The organism is Actinocrinis sp., from assembly GCF_035938995.1.
Lineage (GTDB): Bacteria > Actinomycetota > Actinomycetes > Streptomycetales > Catenulisporaceae > DASZGI01.
Genome location: NZ_DASZGI010000020.1, coordinates 15,535 through 31,193 on the forward strand (window position 1 = coordinate 15,535; position 15,659 = coordinate 31,193).

Sequence of the window (15,659 nt, forward strand, 5' to 3'; positions counted from 1 at the left end):
GGGCCAAGCGGCGGTGAACGCGAGGCGACCGCCGCCCGCGCGGGCGGCGGTCGCCGGGCCCTCTGAGTGCGATTAGCCGATCAGGCGATCCAGCGTTCCGTTCTTGACATCGGCGACCAGCGCGCTGAGCTGTTCGAGGGACATCTGGACCCGCTGGCCGAAATCGTCCGTGAGGACTACGCGGTGCGCAGTGTCGGCGCCGTGGTCGAGGAAGAGCTCCGGGCAGCCGCAGCTGCAGTTGCCGCAGAAGACCGCGACCGATTCGAGCGTGTTGGCGCCCACGGGAGCGGCACCGAGCGTGGCGCTCGGGGGAGCGCAGGTCAACGGGTTTGCAGGGGTGGGGGACTCGACGTCTCGGCCGTGCATCATGCTCTCGCCTATCTGGCTGGAAGTATCCGGACACCGTGGCTAGTGAGCACACTAGGGCGGCGAAACAACCCTAACCACAGCACATCGGGCGCAATGCGCATCGACCGGATGCGCCTGCGCGCCCCCACCGAGATCCGACACCCGGTGATCCGGCACCCGGTCCGCCCGACGACGTCAGCGCTTCCGGACGGCTCGCCGTTTCAGCAGGTACCCGACGACGAGACCGGCCGCGAAGTTGATGACGAACGCGATCCAGAGCTTCGCGGACACCCAGACCACCCAGAAGTGGATCCGCGTCGCGTCGTTGTTCGCCAGGACGAACCACGCCGTCAGGGCCACGATCACCGCGCCGGTAATCGTCTTCGGATGGCGCACCCAGGACGCCAGGCGGCCGCGTTCCCGCTTCTTGGTGTCCAGGACCGCCGGTGTTCCGATCGGGGGTAAGTCGCTCATGTCCGCCTCCGCCCGCCTCTGGACAGCCGCCGCGCGACCGGCCGCCTGTGACCCGGCCGCTGTGCGATCTAGCAACCGTGTGATCCATCAACCTGTGATCCAGCAACCGTGTGACGCCGCGCGATCCGCCCTTCCTTAGTCATCTTCCCGGCCTAGTGGCGGACGATGCCGCGCCACGCCCCGGATGGCGGAACCGGCCGCCTCCTGAGTCCCGCTTGAGCGCTCCCCGGGCGATCCGCCGGACGTAACCGAAGCGTGGTTTAGTGGCTTCATGGAAGTCGCCAACCGCCGGGACAACCCGTCACCCGCCCGCGCGCTGCGGGCGGTGGCCGCGGAATGGCCGTTCGCGGTCGTCTTCGGCAGCGCCACGGTAGCCGTGATCATGGTCTCGCTCGGCGGTCTGAAACGCGGGCTGACCGTGCTCGGCGCCGCGCTGCTGGTCGGCTCGGTGCTGCGGTTCGTGCTCTCCCCGTCGCGGGCCGGGCTGCTCGCCGTGCGGCGGCGCGGGGTGGACGTGATCACCATGGCGCTGCTCGGCGTTCTGCTGCTGATCCTGGCCATGATCACCGACACGCTGTAACGCGCCTGCGAGCGGCGGCCGTCCGGTCCGTCGCCTTTGCCGGACCTGGTTTCCCGCACCCGCCGCGACCGGGGTAGGCTCGGCTCCGGCGAATTATCTTGACGCCAAGATACCTTGCCGCAGCCAACCCGCCGTGCGAGAAGGACGCAGCCGCCCATGCCCAAGATCAAGGTAGCCAACCCGGTCGTCGAGCTCGACGGCGACGAGATGACCCGGATCATCTGGCAGTCCATCAAGGACTCGCTGATCCTGCCGTATCTGGACGTCGACCTGAAGTACCACGACCTCGGCATCGAGCACCGCGACGCCACCGACGACCAGGTCACCGTCGACGCCGCGAACGCCATCAAGCAGTACGGCGTCGGGGTCAAGTGCGCCACGATCACCCCGGACGAGGCCCGGGTCGAGGAGTTCGGCCTCAAGAAGATGTGGCGCTCGCCCAACGGCACCATCCGCAACATCCTCGGCGGCGTGATCTTCCGCGAGCCGATCATCATGAGCAACGTGCCGCGCCTGGTGCCCGGCTGGACCAAGCCGATCGTGGTCGGCCGTCACGCGTTCGGCGACCAGTACCGCGCCACCGACCTGAAGATCCCCGGCCCCGGCACCCTCACCCTGACCTACACCCCGAAGGACGGCTCCGAGCCGATCGAGATCGAGGTCTTCGACTTCCCCGGCGCCGGGGTGGCGCTGGCCATGTACAACCTCGACGAGTCGATCCGCGACTTCGCCCGCGCCTCGCTGCGCTACGGCCTGGCCCGCAACTACCCGGTGTACCTGTCCACCAAGAACACCATCCTCAAGGCCTATGACGGCCGGTTCAAGGACATCTTCCAGGAGGTGTTCGAGACCGAGTTCAAGGCCGACTTCGAGGCCGCCGGGCTCACCTACGAGCACCGCCTGATCGACGACATGGTCGCCGCCGCGCTCAAGTGGGAGGGCGGCTACGTCTGGGCCTGCAAGAACTACGACGGCGACGTGCAGTCCGACACCGTGGCCCAGGGCTACGGCTCGCTCGGCCTGATGACCAGCGTGCTGATGACGCCGGACGGCCGCACCGTCGAGGCCGAGGCCGCGCACGGCACCGTCACCCGTCACTATCGCCAGCACCAGCAGGGCAAGGCGACCTCGACCAACCCGATCGCCTCGATCTACGCCTGGACCCGCGGCCTGGCGCACCGCGGCAAGCTGGACAGCACCCCCGAAGTCACCGCGTTCGCCGAGACCCTGGAGCGGGTCTGCGTCTCCACCGTCGAGGGCGGCCAGATGACCAAGGACCTGGCCCTGCTCATCGCCCCCGACGCGCCGTGGCTGACCACGCAGGAGTTCCTGGGCGCGCTGGACGAGAATCTCAAGGCCGCGCTGGCCAAGGCATAAAGCCGCGCCACGGCCCGAACGCAGTGTCGTGCTGCGTTTCGGTGTCGTGCTGCTTCTCACAGGCCGGGCGGCGGGCGCCGACGTCCGGGCGCCCGGCCCGGAGGAGTAGCGTTTCAGCGAGGTAACCACACATCCCAGACTCGTCGTCCGACGCCGGCGAACCCGGCGCCGGTGTGCCAGGAGTACGCGATATGACCCGCACCCCCGTGAATGTGACCGTCACCGGCGCCGCCGGCCAGATCGGTTACTCGCTGCTGTTCCGCATCGGCGCCGGCCACCTGCTCGGCCCGGACGTCCCCGTCAGGCTGCGGCTGCTCGAGATCCCCCAGGCGGTCAAGGCGGCCGAGGGCGTCGCCATGGAGTTGGACGACTGCGCCTTCCCGCTGCTGGCCGGGATCGACATCTTCGACGACCCGGTACCCGCCTTCGCCGGGGCGAACATCGCGCTGCTGGTCGGCGCCCGCCCGCGCACCGCCGGGATGGAGCGCGGCGACCTGCTGTCGGCCAACGGCGGCATCTTCAAGCCGCAGGGCCGGGCCATCAACGACGGCGCCGCGGACGACGTGCGGGTCCTGGTGGTCGGCAACCCGGCCAACACCAACGCGCTGATCGCCGCGAACCACGCTCCGGACGTGCCGAAGTCCCGGTTCACCGCGATGACCCGGCTCGACCACAACCGCGCCGTCGCGCAGGTGGCCAAGAAGGCCGGGGTGCCGGTCTCGGAGATCTCCAACCTCACCATCTGGGGCAACCACTCGGCGACCCAGTACCCGGACCTGTTCAACGCGCGCATCGGCGGCAAGAACGCGGCCGAGGTCGTGGCTGACCAGGCCTGGCTGGAGAACGACTTCATCCCGACGGTCGCCAAGCGCGGCGCGGCGATCATCGCGGCGCGCGGGCTGTCGTCCGCGGCGTCGGCCGCCTCCGCGGCGCTGGACCACGTCCACACCTGGTTCAACGGGACCACCGAGGGCGACTGGACCTCGATGGGCATCGTGTCCGACGGCTCCTACGGCGTGCCCGAGGGACTGGTCTCCTCGTTCCCGGTGACCACCGGGAACGGCGAGTACCAGATCGTGCAGGGTCTGGACGTCAACGACTTCTCCCGCGCCCGCATCGACGCGACGGTCAAGGAGCTCGAGGAGGAGCGTACGGCGGTCCGCGAGCTCGGCCTCATCTGAGCCGCTCCGCCTCGAGCGCGGACTCGAACCCCCGACCGCCCGGGACGGCCGCACACAAGCCGTCCCGGGCTGTAGGGGTTTCCCGCTGTCCGGAACAAGGGCATGTCTAGGTGGGCCCTCGGACGATAGCGTGCGATCTCATGAGCCACATCACCGAGATCGCCGACCGCTACGTCGAGCGCGCCGCCGCCTTGGACCCCGTGGGCGCCACCTTCTGCGGCATCGACGGGTACGAAGACAAGATGATCGACCTGAGCCCGGTCGGCTTCGTGGCGCGCACCGAGCTGGAGCGGGACACCCTCGCGAAGCTGGCCGCCGCCGAGCCCCGCGACGAACGCGAGCGGATCGCCCGGGAGGCCATGCAGGAGCGCCTCGGCTTGGCGGTCGAGGAGTACGAGGCGGGCGACACCACCAGCCGGCTCAACGTGCTGGCCAGCTGGATGCAGGGGGTGCGGCAGGCGTTCGACCTCATGCCGCTCGAGGGCGAGCAGGCGCAGCGCAACATCGCCGCGCGGATGGACGCGGTGTCCACCGCCTACTCCGGACTGCGGCGCACCTACCTCGAGGCCGCCAAGCACGGCCGCACCGCCGCGCGCCGACAGGTGCTGGCCTGCGCAGCGCAGGCCGCGGACTGGTCCTCGGGCGAGACCGACTTCTACGCCGGCCTGGTCGAGCGCACCGGCGCCGAGGGGGCGCTGCGCACCGACCTGGAGCGCGCGGCGGCGAAGGCCCGCGCCGCCACCGCCGAGTTCGGCCGCTTCCTGGAGCGCGAACTGCTGCCCACCGCCCGGGAGGATGACGCGGCCGGCCGCGACTGGTACGCCCGCGCCTCGCGCTCGTTCCTCGGCGCGGCGATCGACCTCGACGAGGCGTATGAGTGGGGCTGGTCGGAGGTCAAGCGGCTCGAGGCGGAGATGACCCGGGTCGCCGGGCTCGTCGTCCCCGGCGGCGGCGTGGACGACGCGGTCGCCGCGCTCGACGCCGACCCGCAGCGCAAGATCACCGGCGCCGCGAACTACCGCGCCTGGATGCAGGACCTCGGCGACCGGACCATCGCCGAGCTGCACGGCAGGCACTTCGACATCCCCGAGCCCGCCCGGCGGATCGAGGCGATGATCGCGCCCACCAGCGACGGCGGCGTGTACTACACCCAGCCGAGCGAGGACTTCAGCCGCCCCGGACGCATGTGGTGGGCGGTGCCGGGGGGCCTTGAGGAGTTCTCGACCTGGCGCGAGGTCACCACCGTGTACCACGAAGGCGTCCCGGGCCATCACCTCCAGTGCTCGCAGGCCGTGTACCAGCGGGAAAAGCTCAACCGCTGGCAGCGCTTGATGTGCTGGGTGTCCGGCCACGGCGAGGGCTGGGCGTTGTACGCCGAGCGGCTCATGGAAGAGCTCGGATACCTCGAGGACCCCGGCGAGCTGCTCGGCATGCTCGACGCGCAGATGCTGCGGGCCGCGCGCGTCGTGGTGGACCTGGGCGTGCACCTGAAGCTGCCGGTCCCCAAGGGCGTCTGGAACGGGCACGAGGGCGAGGTGTGGAACGCGGACCTGGCGTGGGAGTTCCTGCGCAGCCACACCCGGACCGAAGAGGGCATGCTGCGCTTCGAGCTGGACCGCTACCTCGGCTGGCCCGGTCAGGCGCCCTCGTACAAGCTCGGGGAGCGGATCTGGCTCCAGTCCCGCGAGGAGGCCAAGGCGCGCAAGGGCGCCGCGTTCGACCTCAAGGAGTTCCACGCGCAGGCACTCTCGCTCGGCTCGATGGGGCTGGACCCGCTGCGGGCCGCGCTCGCCCGCCTGTGATCGAGAGCTGACGGTCTGGCCGGGCCGGCCGCCGGGGGTATTCGTCGCCTGACATGGTCGGCGAACCCCCCGAATGCGCGCGTGCTCCACCTGAGTGGCCGATCCGGGCATGCGCCGGTGCCCGGTCCGAAGGAGCCTGAGGGGGTCCTTCGCGGCAACACGACGAAAGGAGCACGCGATGGCCGGCAAATTCGAGGTGTACAAGGACGCCAAGGGCAAGCACCGCTTCCGACTCAAGGCCGGGAACGGGCAGATCATCGCGGTCGGCGAGGCCTATGACTCGATGGCGGACTGCATGAACGGGATCGAGTCGATCCGCTCGAACGCGCCCGCCGCCACGGTGGTCGACATGACCTCGTCCGGGGCGACCTCCAAGCCGATGACCGCCAAGCCGATGGGCGTGAAGCCGATGGCGAAGCCCGAGGTGAAGCGCAATACCACCGTCGCGTGACGACACCCCGTCCACGCACGGCGGCATGAGCGTCCGGGTGGTGGCCCCCGGATCGGAGGCCACCACCCGGCGTCAGCGCCGGTCGATGAGGCGGGACAGGACGAGCACCGACTTGGTCTGCTGCACGAACGGCGCCATCCGTACCCGCTCAAGCACAGCTTCCAGGTGGGCCGTGTCCCTGGTGCGCAGATGCAGCAGCGCGTCGGCCTCCCCGGTGACCGTGTACGCGGCGATGATCTCCGGGGTGCTGTCCATGGCCGTGCGGATCGCGTCGGGGGACGTGCGCCCGGTGCAGTACAGCTCGACGAACGCCTCGGTGGTCCAGCCCAGCGCCGCCGGGTCGACCAGCGCGGTGAACCCCGTGATCAGGCCCCGCTCGCGCAACCGGTCGACCCGCCGCTTCACCGCGGGAGCGGACAGGCCCACCTGCTCCCCGATCTCGGCATAGGGCGCGCGGGCGTCCCGCAGGAGGCAGCCGATGATCTGCTCGTCCGTCTGGTCCGTATGCACGCGGCGAGTTTAGGGCGCCCGCTGGTCGGCATGAGCCCCGCTTGTGTCTGCGGGCTCCGGCGCATCGTGGCAGTCACCCGAATGCCCGGCCTCGATAGACTCTTCCGTATGGGTACAAGAAGTACCGGATCCGGATCGAGCGGCCCGGACCCCAGCGGACATAGACCGGCGTGCGCGCCACCCTCCGAGATCCACTCCCGGGCCCCCCACGCCTGCGAGCCGGAGCCGACCGGGCAGGTGCAGCGCACGCCGTGAATCCCACCGTCCTGTCCTGCATCATCGTCCTCGCCCTGATCCTGATCGAAGCGCTCTTCGTGGCGTCCGAGATCGCCCTGGTCTCCCTGCGGGAAGGCCAGCTCCAGGCGCTCGCCGGATCGGGCGGCAAGCGCGGCGCCATCGTCGCGCGCCTGGTCAGCGAGCCGAACCGGTTCCTGGCCACGGTCCAGATCGGCGTCACCCTCACCGCGCTGCTCTCGTCCGCCTACGGCGCGACCACCCTGTCCGAGAGCGCCAAGCGCGCGCTCGTGCGGGCAGGGCTCACCTCGGGCCTGGCCGGGTTCGTCGGCCTGGTCGGCGTCACGATGATCATCTCCTTCGTGACCCTCGTCATCGGCGAACTGGCGCCCAAGCGCCTCGCGCTGCAGCGCGCCGAATCCACCGCCAAGACCGTCGCGCCCTTCCTGCAGGGCATGTCCCGGCTGGTCCGCCCGGTGATCTGGCTGCTCTCGGTCTGCACCGACGGCATCGTGCGGCTGTTCGGCGGCGACCCGGCCGCCTCACGCGAGCAGGTCACCGAGGCGGAACTGCGCCAGATGGTCGCCTCCACCGAGAGCCTGACCTCGGATGAGCGCCGGCTGATCGACGAGGTCTTCGGCGCCGGGGACCGCCAGCTGCGCGAGATGCTGGTGCCGCGCACCGAGGTGACGTTCCTGGACGGCGCGCTGAGCCTGGCCGAGGCCGCCGAGCTGATCGAGCGCAGCCCGCACTCGCGCTACCCGGTCACCGACCAGTCGGCCGACAACATCGTCGGCTTCGTCCACGTGCGCGACCTGCTCGTCCCCGACGCCGCCGAGAAGGCCGAGCGGGTCGCCGAGCTGGCCCGGCCGGTCATATTCCTGCCCGGCACCAAGCACGTGCTCTCCGCCCTTTCAGAGATGCGCCGCGACTCGTTCCACCTGGCCATCGTGGTCGACGAGTACGGCGGCACCGCGGGGATCGTGACCCTCGAGGACCTGGTCGAGGAGCTGATCGGCGACATCCGCGACGAGTACGACGTGGCCGGCGCCCTGGTCACCCGGTTGCGCGACGGCGACCTGGAGCTGGACGGGCTGATCAGCCTGGACGACTTCGCCGAGGAGACCGGGATCGAGCTGACCGACGGCCCGTACGAGACCCTCGCCGGGTACATCGTGGCGCGGCTCGGCCGGGTCGCCGAGGTGGGCGACCGGGTAGCGTTCGACGGCCTGAGCTTGACCGTGCACGCGATGGACGGCCGCCGCATCTCGCGCGTCCGCCTCTCGCGCGCCGAGAGCGCACAGGCGCAGCCCGAGCCGAGCGAGGGCGAGCTGGTGCCGGGCGAGCAGAGGCGAGGCATTCGCCGGGACGGATGAAGTCCGGGGCAGGCGTCTGCGAGAATGTGTACATGCGCGCCGACCAGTCTTCCGCCTCGGATTCCGCGCCCGGCGACGCCCGGGCCGCCGCTGTGCCCACATCAACGGTGTCCACATCCGCTGTGTCGACATCCGGGCGCGGCCAGGCACGGCCCCGTGTGCTGAGCGGCATCCAGCCGACCGCCGACTCGTTCCACCTCGGCAACTACCTGGGTGCGGTGCGCAACTGGGCGGCGATGCAGGACGACTACGACGCCTTCTACATGGTCGTCGACCTGCACGCGATCACCCTCGAGCAGGACCCGGCCGAGCTGCGCCGCCGCACCCGGGTCTCGGCCGCGCAGCTGCTGGCCGCGGGCATCGACCCGCAGCGCAGCGCGGTGTTCGTACAGAGCCACGTGCCTGAGCACGCCCAGCTGGCCTGGGTGCTCAACTGCCTCACCGGCTTCGGCGAGGCCTCGCGGATGACCCAGTTCAAGGACAAGACCGCCAAGCAGGGCGCGAACGCGGCCACCGTCGGGCTGTTCACCTACCCGATCCTGCAGGCCGCGGACATCCTGATCTACCACGCGAACTACGTGCCCGTGGGCGAGGACCAGCGCCAGCACCTGGAGCTGACCCGCGACCTGGCCCAGCGGTTCAACAGCCGGTACGGCAAGACCCTGACCGTGCCCGAGCCGTACATCGTCAAGGACACCGCGAAGATCCTCGACCTGCAGAACCCGACGGCGAAGATGTCCAAGTCGGCCGAGTCCCCGGCCGGGCTGATCGAACTGCTGGCCGACCCGAAGGTCAACGCCAAGAAGATCAAGTCCGCGGTGACCGACGCCGAGCGGGAGATCCGGTACGACGAGGAGAACAAGCCGGGCGTCTCCAACCTGCTGCGGATCTTCTCGGCGCTCGACGGCCGCTCGGTGGCCGAGCTCGAGACCGCGTACGCCGGGCGCGGCTACGGGGATCTGAAGAAGGATCTGGCCGACGTGGTGGTCGACACCTTCGGCGCCTTCAAGGACCGCACCGAGGCATTCCTGGCCGAACCTGACAAGCTCGACGCCGTGCTCGCCGAGGGGGCGGAGCGGGCGCGGGCCGTGGCCGCACCGACACTCGCCGCCGTCTACGAGCGCGTCGGTTTCCTGCCCCCGGCGGCCGCGCCGGCTCGATGAGCACTCCGACCGAGATCGGCATACTTCTCGCGATACCGGAACCGTACGGCGGCGAGTTGCGCGACCGCCGCGCCGCCTACGGGGATCCGCAGTCCGACACCGTGCCGGTGCACGTCACGCTGCTGCCGCCGACCGAGGTGGACCAGGCCTCGCTGCCCGAGATCGAGAAGCACCTCGAGGCGGTCGCCGAGCGCGGGCGTCCGTTCCGGATGGCGCTGAGCGGGACCGGGACGTTTCGGCCGGTCTCCCAGGTGGTCTTCGTGCAGGTCGAGCAGGGCGAGGAGCAGTGCGCCAAACTTGAGGCGCAGGTACGCGTCGGCGTCCTCTACCGCGAACTCCAGTTCCCCTACCACCCGCACGTCACCGTCGCCCACGATCTCGACCAGGCGGTCCTCGACGCCGCGCAGGCCGATCTGGCCGGATACCGCGCCGAGTTCGAGATCTCCGGGTTCGGGCTCTACCACCGCGAGTCGGACGGCTCGTGGACCACGCTGCGTTCGTTCGCCTTCCCTGCCGGGATCCGCGCCGCGGCCTGAGCGCGGCGCATCCAGAAGTCCTAGTTCACCTCGAAGAGCGAGTGATCGCGCTCGCCTGTGCGAGCGAATGGCACGCATATGTTAGACGGACTTTAAGTGAACGCGGTTAGTGTCGAGGTATGGCGCTCCCGACTCTCCTCGCGCCGACCAAGCCCTCTGTAGCGCCGCCCGCAGACACCGCGGGGCGTCGCCGCCTCGCGTGGGGGGTCGGCTTACTGTCCGTTTTCGTGCTGGTGACGATCCTCACCGCGGCGCACGCGTTCAACTCCCCGGACCAGTCGCTGGACGCCCGCATCCACACGTTCGCCCTCGCGCACGCGACGCTGGTGTCGGTCACCAAGGTCATCACCTTCCTCGGCGAACCGCCCGTGGCTCTCGGCGGCGGCATCCTGGCCGCCGTCGTCTGCTACCTGCGGCGTGACCAACAGCGTGCGTACTTCTTCGCGGCGTCCTCGGTCGGTGCCTATGGGATCGCGTACATCGTCAAGGAGCTGCTTAAACGGCACCGCCCCGTCTGGCCCGTGCCCGTTATGGCCGACACAGGTCCGACGTACCCGTCGGGCCACGCCACCGGGTCGAGCGCGCTCGCGGTCGCGCTGATCATCGCCGTGGTCCCGCTGATCGGCTCGCTCGCGGTGCGGCGGGCGGCCACCACCGTGCTCGTGGTGTACGCGATCGTCGAACCGATCTCCCGGCTGATCCTCGGCGTGCACTTCCCGAGCGACGTGGTTGCCGGGGCGCTGCTCGGCACGGGCTGGACGCTGCTGTGCGCTGCGCTGTTGCCTGACGTCACGTGGCGTCGGCTGGGCCGGAATCGGCAGAACCCGAACGTGGAGCCTGCTCGTACCACCTGAGCACGCGCATGGCCCGCAGCGTGTTCCACCGGCTCGGCTTTCCCTCGCCTTCGTCCATCGCGAAGTGCAGCCGGCCGGCGTGGGGATTCTCAAGCGGCCAGCGGCCGTCCGCGTCGCGCTTGGACCCGACCAGCTCGATCGCCTCGGCGACCCTCCAGCCGGGGACGACGTCGGCCGCGCGCAGATAGTCGAGCGCCCGCAGCACGTCGTAGTGCCAATAGGTCGGATAAGAAAACTGAGTCCAGGCTGCGGGTGCCTCGGTCTTGCGATCCCAGTCGATCACCTGACCGGTCGACAGACTGCGAAGCAGCTTGCGCTCAAGGAGGTATTCCTGGCCGCGCACCCGAGCCGCGGTCACCTGCGGGACGTTGCCCGCCGCCCGCTCGAACTCCAGCAGACCCTCGAGCACGTCGATCGTGGTGTGGAACGATCCGCGCGTCGATCCGTTCTCCTGCTCGCAGTTCCAGCCGCCGTCGCTCATCTGCTCGCCGAGCAGGCGGGTGACGACAGGCTCGACATCGACGCCGAAGTAGGCTCCGAGCGCCACGGCCCTGCCGTTGATGCACGGCTCCACCTCGCCGGCGAAGTACGGCTCGCCGTCGTGTTCCCACCGCACGTGCGCATGGACCAGCCCGACGGCACGCCGCGCCGCATGGCCGGCCGGATCGAGACCGAACGCCCGCAGCAGCGCCAGGCTCCAGGTGGTGGAGGTCCAGAGCGGAAAGAGGGTGCCTTGCCGCTCAGGGCCGAGCGAGCGCCACCAGTCCGCCGCGGCGGCGGAGGGGAAGTCGGGGACGCCCGCCTCCCACTGGCCGTTCCCCTGTTGCAGGGCGAGCAGCCGTGCACCCCAGCCCTCGTGGGCGACGCGGGCGCGTTCAGCCGCGACGAGATCTTCGGGCGCGTCGGTGAGGTCGCGCAGCACCTGCCAGCGAATGGCCGGGTCGCCGTCCAGCAGCCACTCGATGACGTCCATACGGACCTCGCCTCCTGACGGGAAACGGCAGCCCTACGACAATGTCACAGCCGTACGACAACGCCAGACATTAGGCCCGCAGCACGCGATTGCGGAGCCCCTACAACCGCCGAGTGATGAGCGCCCGCTTGACCTCGGCGATCGCCTGGGTGATCTGGATCCCGCGCGGGCAGGCCTCGGTGCAGTTGAACGTGGTGCGGCAGCGCCACACGCCCTCCCGCTCGTTGAGGATCTCCAGGCGCTCCTCGGCGGCGTCGTCCCGGCTGTCGAAGATGAAGCGGTGCGCGTTGACGATCGCCGCGGGCCCGAAGTACTGGCCGTCGGTCCAGAACACCGGGCACGAGGTGGTGCAGGCCGCGCACAGGATGCACTTGATGGTGTCGTCGAAGCGCTCGCGGTCCTTCTGCGACTGGATCCGTTCCCGGGTCGGCTGGTTGCCGTGCGCGATGAGGAACGGCTTGACGTCCCGGTATGCCTGGAGAAACGGCTCCATGTCCACCACCAGGTCCTTCACCACCGGTAGGCCCTGGATCGGCTCGACCGTGATCGGCTTCGCGGTGCCGGTCTTCTTGTCGAACGACACCAGATCCTTCACCAGCGACTTGCAGGCCAGGCGGTTGCGGCCGTTGATGCGCATCGCGTCCGAACCGCAGACGCCGTGGGCGCACGAGCGGCGGAAGGTCAGCGAGCCGTCCTGCTCCCACTTGATCGCGTGCAGCGCGTCCAGGATCCGCCAGGTGGGCAGCGCCTGGACCTGGAACTCGTCCCAGCGTGACTCGTCGCTGTCCGGGTTGTAGCGGCGCACCTGCACGGTGATCGTGAGGAACCGCGGCGCGTCGTCGTCGGCAGCGCTGGCGCCGGTGGCAGCGGTCTCGAGCGTTGTGGTGGCCATCAGTACTTGCGCTCCATCGGCTGATAGCGGGTGACGACGACGGGCTTCCAATCGAGCCGGATCGCGTAGGACCCGTCCTCGTCGGCCTCGCGGTACGCCATGGTGTGCTGCATGAAGTTGACGTCGTCGCGCTTCTGGTAGTCCTCGCGCGCATGCCCGCCGCGCGACTCCTTGCGGTTGCGCGCCCCCACGACCAGCACCTCGGCCAGGTCCAGCAGGAATCCGAGCTCGACGGCCTCGAGCAGGTCGGTGTTGAAACGCTTGCCCTTGTCCTGCACGCCGACGTTCTTGTAGCGGGCCTGGAGCGCCTTAACGTCCTCGTAGGCCTGCTTGAGGGTCGTGTCGTTGCGGTAGACGCCCGCGTTGTTGTCCATCGTGTCCTGCAGGTCCTTGCGGATCTGCGCCACCTTCTCGGTGCCGGTGGAGTTGCGCAGGTTCTCGATCAGCTCGACGACGTAGCCGGCCGGGTTCTCAGGCAGCTCCGCGAGCGGCGCGTCCTGCGTGTACTTCGCCGCCGCGATACCTGCTCTTCGCCCGAAGACGTTGATGTCGAGCAGCGAGTTGGTACCGAGCCGGTTTGAGCCGTGCACCGACACGCACGCGACCTCTCCTGCCGCGTACAAACCGGCGACGACCGTGTTGTTGTCGCACAGGACTTCGGCCTCGACGTTGGTCGGCACCCCGCCCATCGCGTAGTGCGCGGTCGGGTACACCGGCACCATCTCGGTCGTGGGCTCGACGCCGAGGTAGGTGCGGGCGAACTCGGTGATGTCCGGCAGCTTCTCCTCGATCTGCCCGGCCGGAAGGTGCGTCAGGTCCAGGTACACATAGTCCTTGTGCGGCCCAGCGCCCCGCCCCTCGCGCACCTCGAGGACCATCGAGCGGGCCACGATGTCGCGCGGCGCGAGGTCCTTGATGGTCGGGGCGTACCGCTCCATGAACCGCTCGCCGTCCGCGTTGCGCAGAATGCCGCCCTCACCGCGGGCCCCCTCGGTGAGCAGGATGCCGAGACCCGCCAGGCCGGTCGGATGGAACTGGTAGAACTCCATGTCCTCCAGCGGCAGGCCCTTGCGCCAGGCGATGCCCATGCCGTCGCCGGTCAGGGTGTGCGCGTTGGAGGTGGTCTTGAACACCTTCCCGAAGCCGCCGGTGGCGAACACCACTGCCTTGGCCCGGAAGACGTGGATCTCGCCGGTCGCCAGCTCGTACGCGACAACGCCCGCCGTCCGCCTCGTCCCGCCCTCGTCCTCCACTAAAAGCAGATCGAGCACATAGAACTCGTTGTAGAACTCGATGCCCTCCTTGACGCAGTTCTGATAAAGCGTCTGGAGGATCATGTGGCCGGTGCGGTCCGCCGCGTAGCAGGACCGGCGCACCGCAGCCTCGCCGTAGTTGCGGGTGTGGCCGCCGAAGCGCCGCTGGTCGATCCGCCCCTCAGGCGTGCGGGAGAAGGGAAGTCCCATCTTCTCCAGGTCCAGGACAGCGTCGATCGCCTCCTTGCACATGATCTCGGCGGCGTCCTGATCGGTTAGATAGTCACCGCCCTTGACCGTGTCGAAGGTGTGCCACTCCCAGTTGTCGTCCTCGACGTTGGCCAGCGCGGCGCACATGCCGCCCTGGGCCGCGCCGGTGTGCGACCGGGTCGGGTAGAGCTTGGTGAGCACCGCGGTGCGCGAGCGGGTACCGGCCTCGAGCGCGGCGCGCATGCCAGCGCCGCCCGCGCCGACGATGACGGTGTCATACGTATGGATCTGTTGAATCTGCGCGTTTGCCATGTCTTGCTCGCCTCAGGCCTTGACGTTCGGGGTGAAGGTGAAGATGACCAGGCTGCCGAGGAAGATCATCAGCAGTGCGGCCGCGTAGAGCAGCCCCTTGAGGGCGAGCCGGGAACCATCGCGCTCCGCGTAGTCGTTGATCACGGTGCGCAGGCCGTTGACGCCGTGCAGGGTGGCCAGCCACAGCGTGAGCAGGTCCCACACCTGCCAGAACGGCGACGCCCAGCGGCCCGCGACGAAGGCGAAGTCGATCTTCTCGACCCCGCCGTCCAGCACCAGCATGATGAACAGGTGGCCGAGCACCAGGAACGTCAATAGCAGCCCGGACAGCCGCATGAACAGCCAGCTGTAGAGCTCGAAGTTGGTGCGCGTGGCGCGCGGTGTGCGCCGGCCACGCAGCCGCTGGCTCCCGCCGGTGCCCGCGGTGCGCGGCGAACGGGGCGCCTCGATCGTCGGAGTCGTCGTCATCGCGCGGCCTACTTCCCGAAGATGGTGTGCCAGGAGTGGGCGGTGATCGGGTAGAGCATCCCGGCCATCAGCGCGGCCCAGACGCCGACCACGATCCAGAGCATCCGCTTCTGGTACTTCGGACCCTTCGCCCAGAAGTCCACCGCGATGACACGCAGGCCGTTGAACGCGTGGAACACGATCGCCGCGGTCAGCCCGTACTCCAGGAAGTTGGTGATCGGGTTCTTATAGCTGTCGATCACCGCGTTGTAGTCGGACTTGGAGACCCGGACCAGCGCGGTGTCGAGCACGTGGGCAAACAGGAAGAAGAAGATCAGGACGCCGGTGATGCGGTGGGCCACCCAGCTCCACATGCCCTCGCGGCCGCGATAGAGCGTCCCTCGCTTCCCCTGGCGGCGCCCGCCTGTGCCGGCCTTGGGTGTCGTTATAGCCATGGGCCTCGTCCAGCCCCTTCCCTGCTCGTGTGCGCGCCGCACCGGTGGTCGCGTCGGCGACAGGTTAACCAGGCCGGTGATCTCTCAATCCCGCCGAAACCGGACACTGTGAGCGATCTCGCATCGGACAATCGGAACATTCCGCCCCAACATTGGACCGGATGGCGGTGTGATTCGCACGACAGCGGGGGTGTGCGGGTGACCGGCGGTCGGGGATAATCGCGTGGAGGG

General features: G+C 69.4%; 16 protein-coding genes and 1 pseudogene. 9 read left to right on the forward strand and 8 right to left on the reverse strand.

What is annotated here, in order from left to right:
- Positions 1-72: 72 nt before the first annotated feature.
- Positions 73-282 carry a hypothetical protein gene (locus tag VGZ32_RS01020; RefSeq protein WP_349263439.1) on the reverse strand — a complete coding sequence of 70 codons (210 nt, stop codon included), beginning with the start codon at positions 280-282 and terminating at the stop codon, positions 73-75.
- A gap of 261 nt (positions 283-543) precedes the next feature.
- Positions 544-822 carry a hypothetical protein gene (locus tag VGZ32_RS01025; protein ID WP_326883834.1) on the reverse strand — a complete coding sequence of 93 codons (279 nt, stop codon included), beginning with the start codon at positions 820-822 and terminating at the stop codon, positions 544-546.
- A 271-nt stretch (positions 823-1,093) separates the two neighbouring features.
- On the opposite strand from VGZ32_RS01025, the gene VGZ32_RS01030 reads away from it, so the two are divergent.
- From VGZ32_RS01030 to VGZ32_RS28540, 5 genes and pseudogenes are all read left to right on the forward strand, one after another.
- Positions 1,094-1,402 (forward strand): DUF3017 domain-containing protein, encoded by a 309-nt coding sequence (locus VGZ32_RS01030; protein WP_326883835.1) that lies wholly within the window; start codon positions 1,094-1,096, stop codon positions 1,400-1,402.
- Between the two features lie 156 nt (positions 1,403-1,558).
- Positions 1,559-2,779 (forward strand): NADP-dependent isocitrate dehydrogenase, encoded by a 1,221-nt coding sequence (locus VGZ32_RS01035; protein WP_326883836.1) that lies wholly within the window; start codon positions 1,559-1,561, stop codon positions 2,777-2,779.
- Positions 2,780-2,970: 191 nt separating this feature from the next.
- Positions 2,971-3,960 (forward strand): malate dehydrogenase, encoded by a 990-nt coding sequence (locus VGZ32_RS01040; protein WP_326883837.1) that lies wholly within the window; start codon positions 2,971-2,973, stop codon positions 3,958-3,960.
- A gap of 140 nt (positions 3,961-4,100) precedes the next feature.
- Positions 4,101-5,762: a DUF885 domain-containing protein gene (locus VGZ32_RS01045; RefSeq protein ID WP_326883838.1), complete on the forward strand. Its 1,662-nt coding sequence runs from the start codon at positions 4,101-4,103 to the stop codon at positions 5,760-5,762.
- 178 nt (positions 5,763-5,940) lie between these two features.
- A pseudogene (locus VGZ32_RS28540) lies at positions 5,941-6,114 on the forward strand (YegP family protein); the annotation flags it as partial.
- A 171-nt stretch (positions 6,115-6,285) separates the two neighbouring features.
- Here VGZ32_RS28540 and VGZ32_RS01055 read toward each other — a convergent pair.
- A complete protein-coding gene (locus tag VGZ32_RS01055; RefSeq protein ID WP_326883840.1) occupies positions 6,286-6,723 on the reverse strand; it encodes an Lrp/AsnC family transcriptional regulator in 438 nt (145 codons plus the stop codon).
- Positions 6,724-6,974: 251 nt separating this feature from the next.
- Here VGZ32_RS01055 and VGZ32_RS01060 point away from each other — a divergent pair, with 251 nt between their 5' ends.
- From VGZ32_RS01060 to VGZ32_RS01075, 4 genes are all read left to right on the forward strand, one after another.
- Positions 6,975-8,333 carry a hemolysin family protein gene (locus VGZ32_RS01060; RefSeq protein WP_326883841.1) on the forward strand — a complete coding sequence of 453 codons (1,359 nt, stop codon included), beginning with the start codon at positions 6,975-6,977 and terminating at the stop codon, positions 8,331-8,333.
- A 32-nt stretch (positions 8,334-8,365) separates the two neighbouring features.
- Positions 8,366-9,496, forward strand: a complete 1,131-nt coding sequence (trpS, locus tag VGZ32_RS01065; RefSeq protein ID WP_326883842.1) for a tryptophan--tRNA ligase — start codon at positions 8,366-8,368, stop codon at positions 9,494-9,496.
- A complete protein-coding gene (locus tag VGZ32_RS01070; protein WP_326883843.1) occupies positions 9,493-10,032 on the forward strand; it encodes a 2'-5' RNA ligase family protein in 540 nt (179 codons plus the stop codon). The genes trpS and VGZ32_RS01070 overlap by 4 nt, the downstream gene beginning before the upstream one ends.
- A gap of 119 nt (positions 10,033-10,151) precedes the next feature.
- Positions 10,152-10,886 carry a phosphatase PAP2 family protein gene (locus VGZ32_RS01075; protein WP_326883844.1) on the forward strand — a complete coding sequence of 245 codons (735 nt, stop codon included), beginning with the start codon at positions 10,152-10,154 and terminating at the stop codon, positions 10,884-10,886.
- Here the strand turns inward: VGZ32_RS01075 and VGZ32_RS01080 are convergent.
- The 5 genes from VGZ32_RS01080 to sdhC all read right to left on the reverse strand — a co-directional run bounded on the left by VGZ32_RS01080 (position 10,822) and on the right by sdhC (position 15,428).
- Positions 10,822-11,859 carry a squalene cyclase gene (locus VGZ32_RS01080; protein ID WP_326883845.1) on the reverse strand — a complete coding sequence of 346 codons (1,038 nt, stop codon included), beginning with the start codon at positions 11,857-11,859 and terminating at the stop codon, positions 10,822-10,824. The genes VGZ32_RS01075 and VGZ32_RS01080 overlap by 65 nt on opposite strands.
- 100 nt (positions 11,860-11,959) lie before the next feature.
- Positions 11,960-12,751, reverse strand: coding sequence for a succinate dehydrogenase iron-sulfur subunit (locus VGZ32_RS01085; protein WP_326883846.1), 792 nt, complete (start codon positions 12,749-12,751; stop codon positions 11,960-11,962).
- The gene (sdhA, locus tag VGZ32_RS01090; protein ID WP_326883847.1) at positions 12,751-14,526 is read right to left on the reverse strand and encodes a succinate dehydrogenase flavoprotein subunit; all 1,776 of its coding nucleotides are present in this window, start codon (positions 14,524-14,526) and stop codon (positions 12,751-12,753) included. Before sdhA ends, VGZ32_RS01085 begins: the two co-directional genes overlap by 1 nt.
- 12 nt (positions 14,527-14,538) lie before the next feature.
- Entirely contained in the window at positions 14,539-14,994 is a 456-nt protein-coding gene (locus tag VGZ32_RS01095) for a succinate dehydrogenase hydrophobic membrane anchor subunit (protein WP_326883848.1), read from the reverse strand.
- An 8-nt stretch (positions 14,995-15,002) separates the two neighbouring features.
- The gene (gene sdhC / locus VGZ32_RS01100) at positions 15,003-15,428 is read right to left on the reverse strand and encodes a succinate dehydrogenase, cytochrome b556 subunit (RefSeq protein ID WP_326883849.1); all 426 of its coding nucleotides are present in this window, start codon (positions 15,426-15,428) and stop codon (positions 15,003-15,005) included.
- Positions 15,429-15,659: the final 231 nt, after the last annotated feature.

Excerpts from the sequence above, each read along its gene's own strand:
- VGZ32_RS01095 (WP_326883848.1), bottom strand. The coding sequence starts at position 14,994 with ATGACGACGACTCCGACGATCGAGGCGCCCCGTTCGCCGCGCACCGCG.
- sdhC (WP_326883849.1), bottom strand. The coding sequence starts at position 15,428 with ATGGCTATAACGACACCCAAGGCCGGCACAGGCGGGCGCCGCCAGGGG.
- VGZ32_RS01085 (WP_326883846.1), bottom strand. The coding sequence starts at position 12,751 with ATGGCCACCACAACGCTCGAGACCGCTGCCACCGGCGCCAGCGCTGCC.
- trpS (WP_326883842.1), top strand. The coding sequence starts at position 8,366 with ATGCGCGCCGACCAGTCTTCCGCCTCGGATTCCGCGCCCGGCGACGCC.
- VGZ32_RS01025 (WP_326883834.1), bottom strand. The coding sequence starts at position 822 with ATGAGCGACTTACCCCCGATCGGAACACCGGCGGTCCTGGACACCAAG.
- VGZ32_RS01070 (WP_326883843.1), top strand. The coding sequence starts at position 9,493 with ATGAGCACTCCGACCGAGATCGGCATACTTCTCGCGATACCGGAACCG.
- VGZ32_RS01075 (WP_326883844.1), top strand. The coding sequence starts at position 10,152 with ATGGCGCTCCCGACTCTCCTCGCGCCGACCAAGCCCTCTGTAGCGCCG.
- VGZ32_RS01030 (WP_326883835.1), top strand. The coding sequence starts at position 1,094 with ATGGAAGTCGCCAACCGCCGGGACAACCCGTCACCCGCCCGCGCGCTG.
- VGZ32_RS01045 (WP_326883838.1), top strand. The coding sequence starts at position 4,101 with ATGAGCCACATCACCGAGATCGCCGACCGCTACGTCGAGCGCGCCGCC.
- VGZ32_RS01080 (WP_326883845.1), bottom strand. The coding sequence starts at position 11,859 with ATGGACGTCATCGAGTGGCTGCTGGACGGCGACCCGGCCATTCGCTGG.
- sdhA (WP_326883847.1), bottom strand. The coding sequence starts at position 14,526 with ATGGCAAACGCGCAGATTCAACAGATCCATACGTATGACACCGTCATC.
- VGZ32_RS01035 (WP_326883836.1), top strand. The coding sequence starts at position 1,559 with ATGCCCAAGATCAAGGTAGCCAACCCGGTCGTCGAGCTCGACGGCGAC.
- VGZ32_RS01040 (WP_326883837.1), top strand. The coding sequence starts at position 2,971 with ATGACCCGCACCCCCGTGAATGTGACCGTCACCGGCGCCGCCGGCCAG.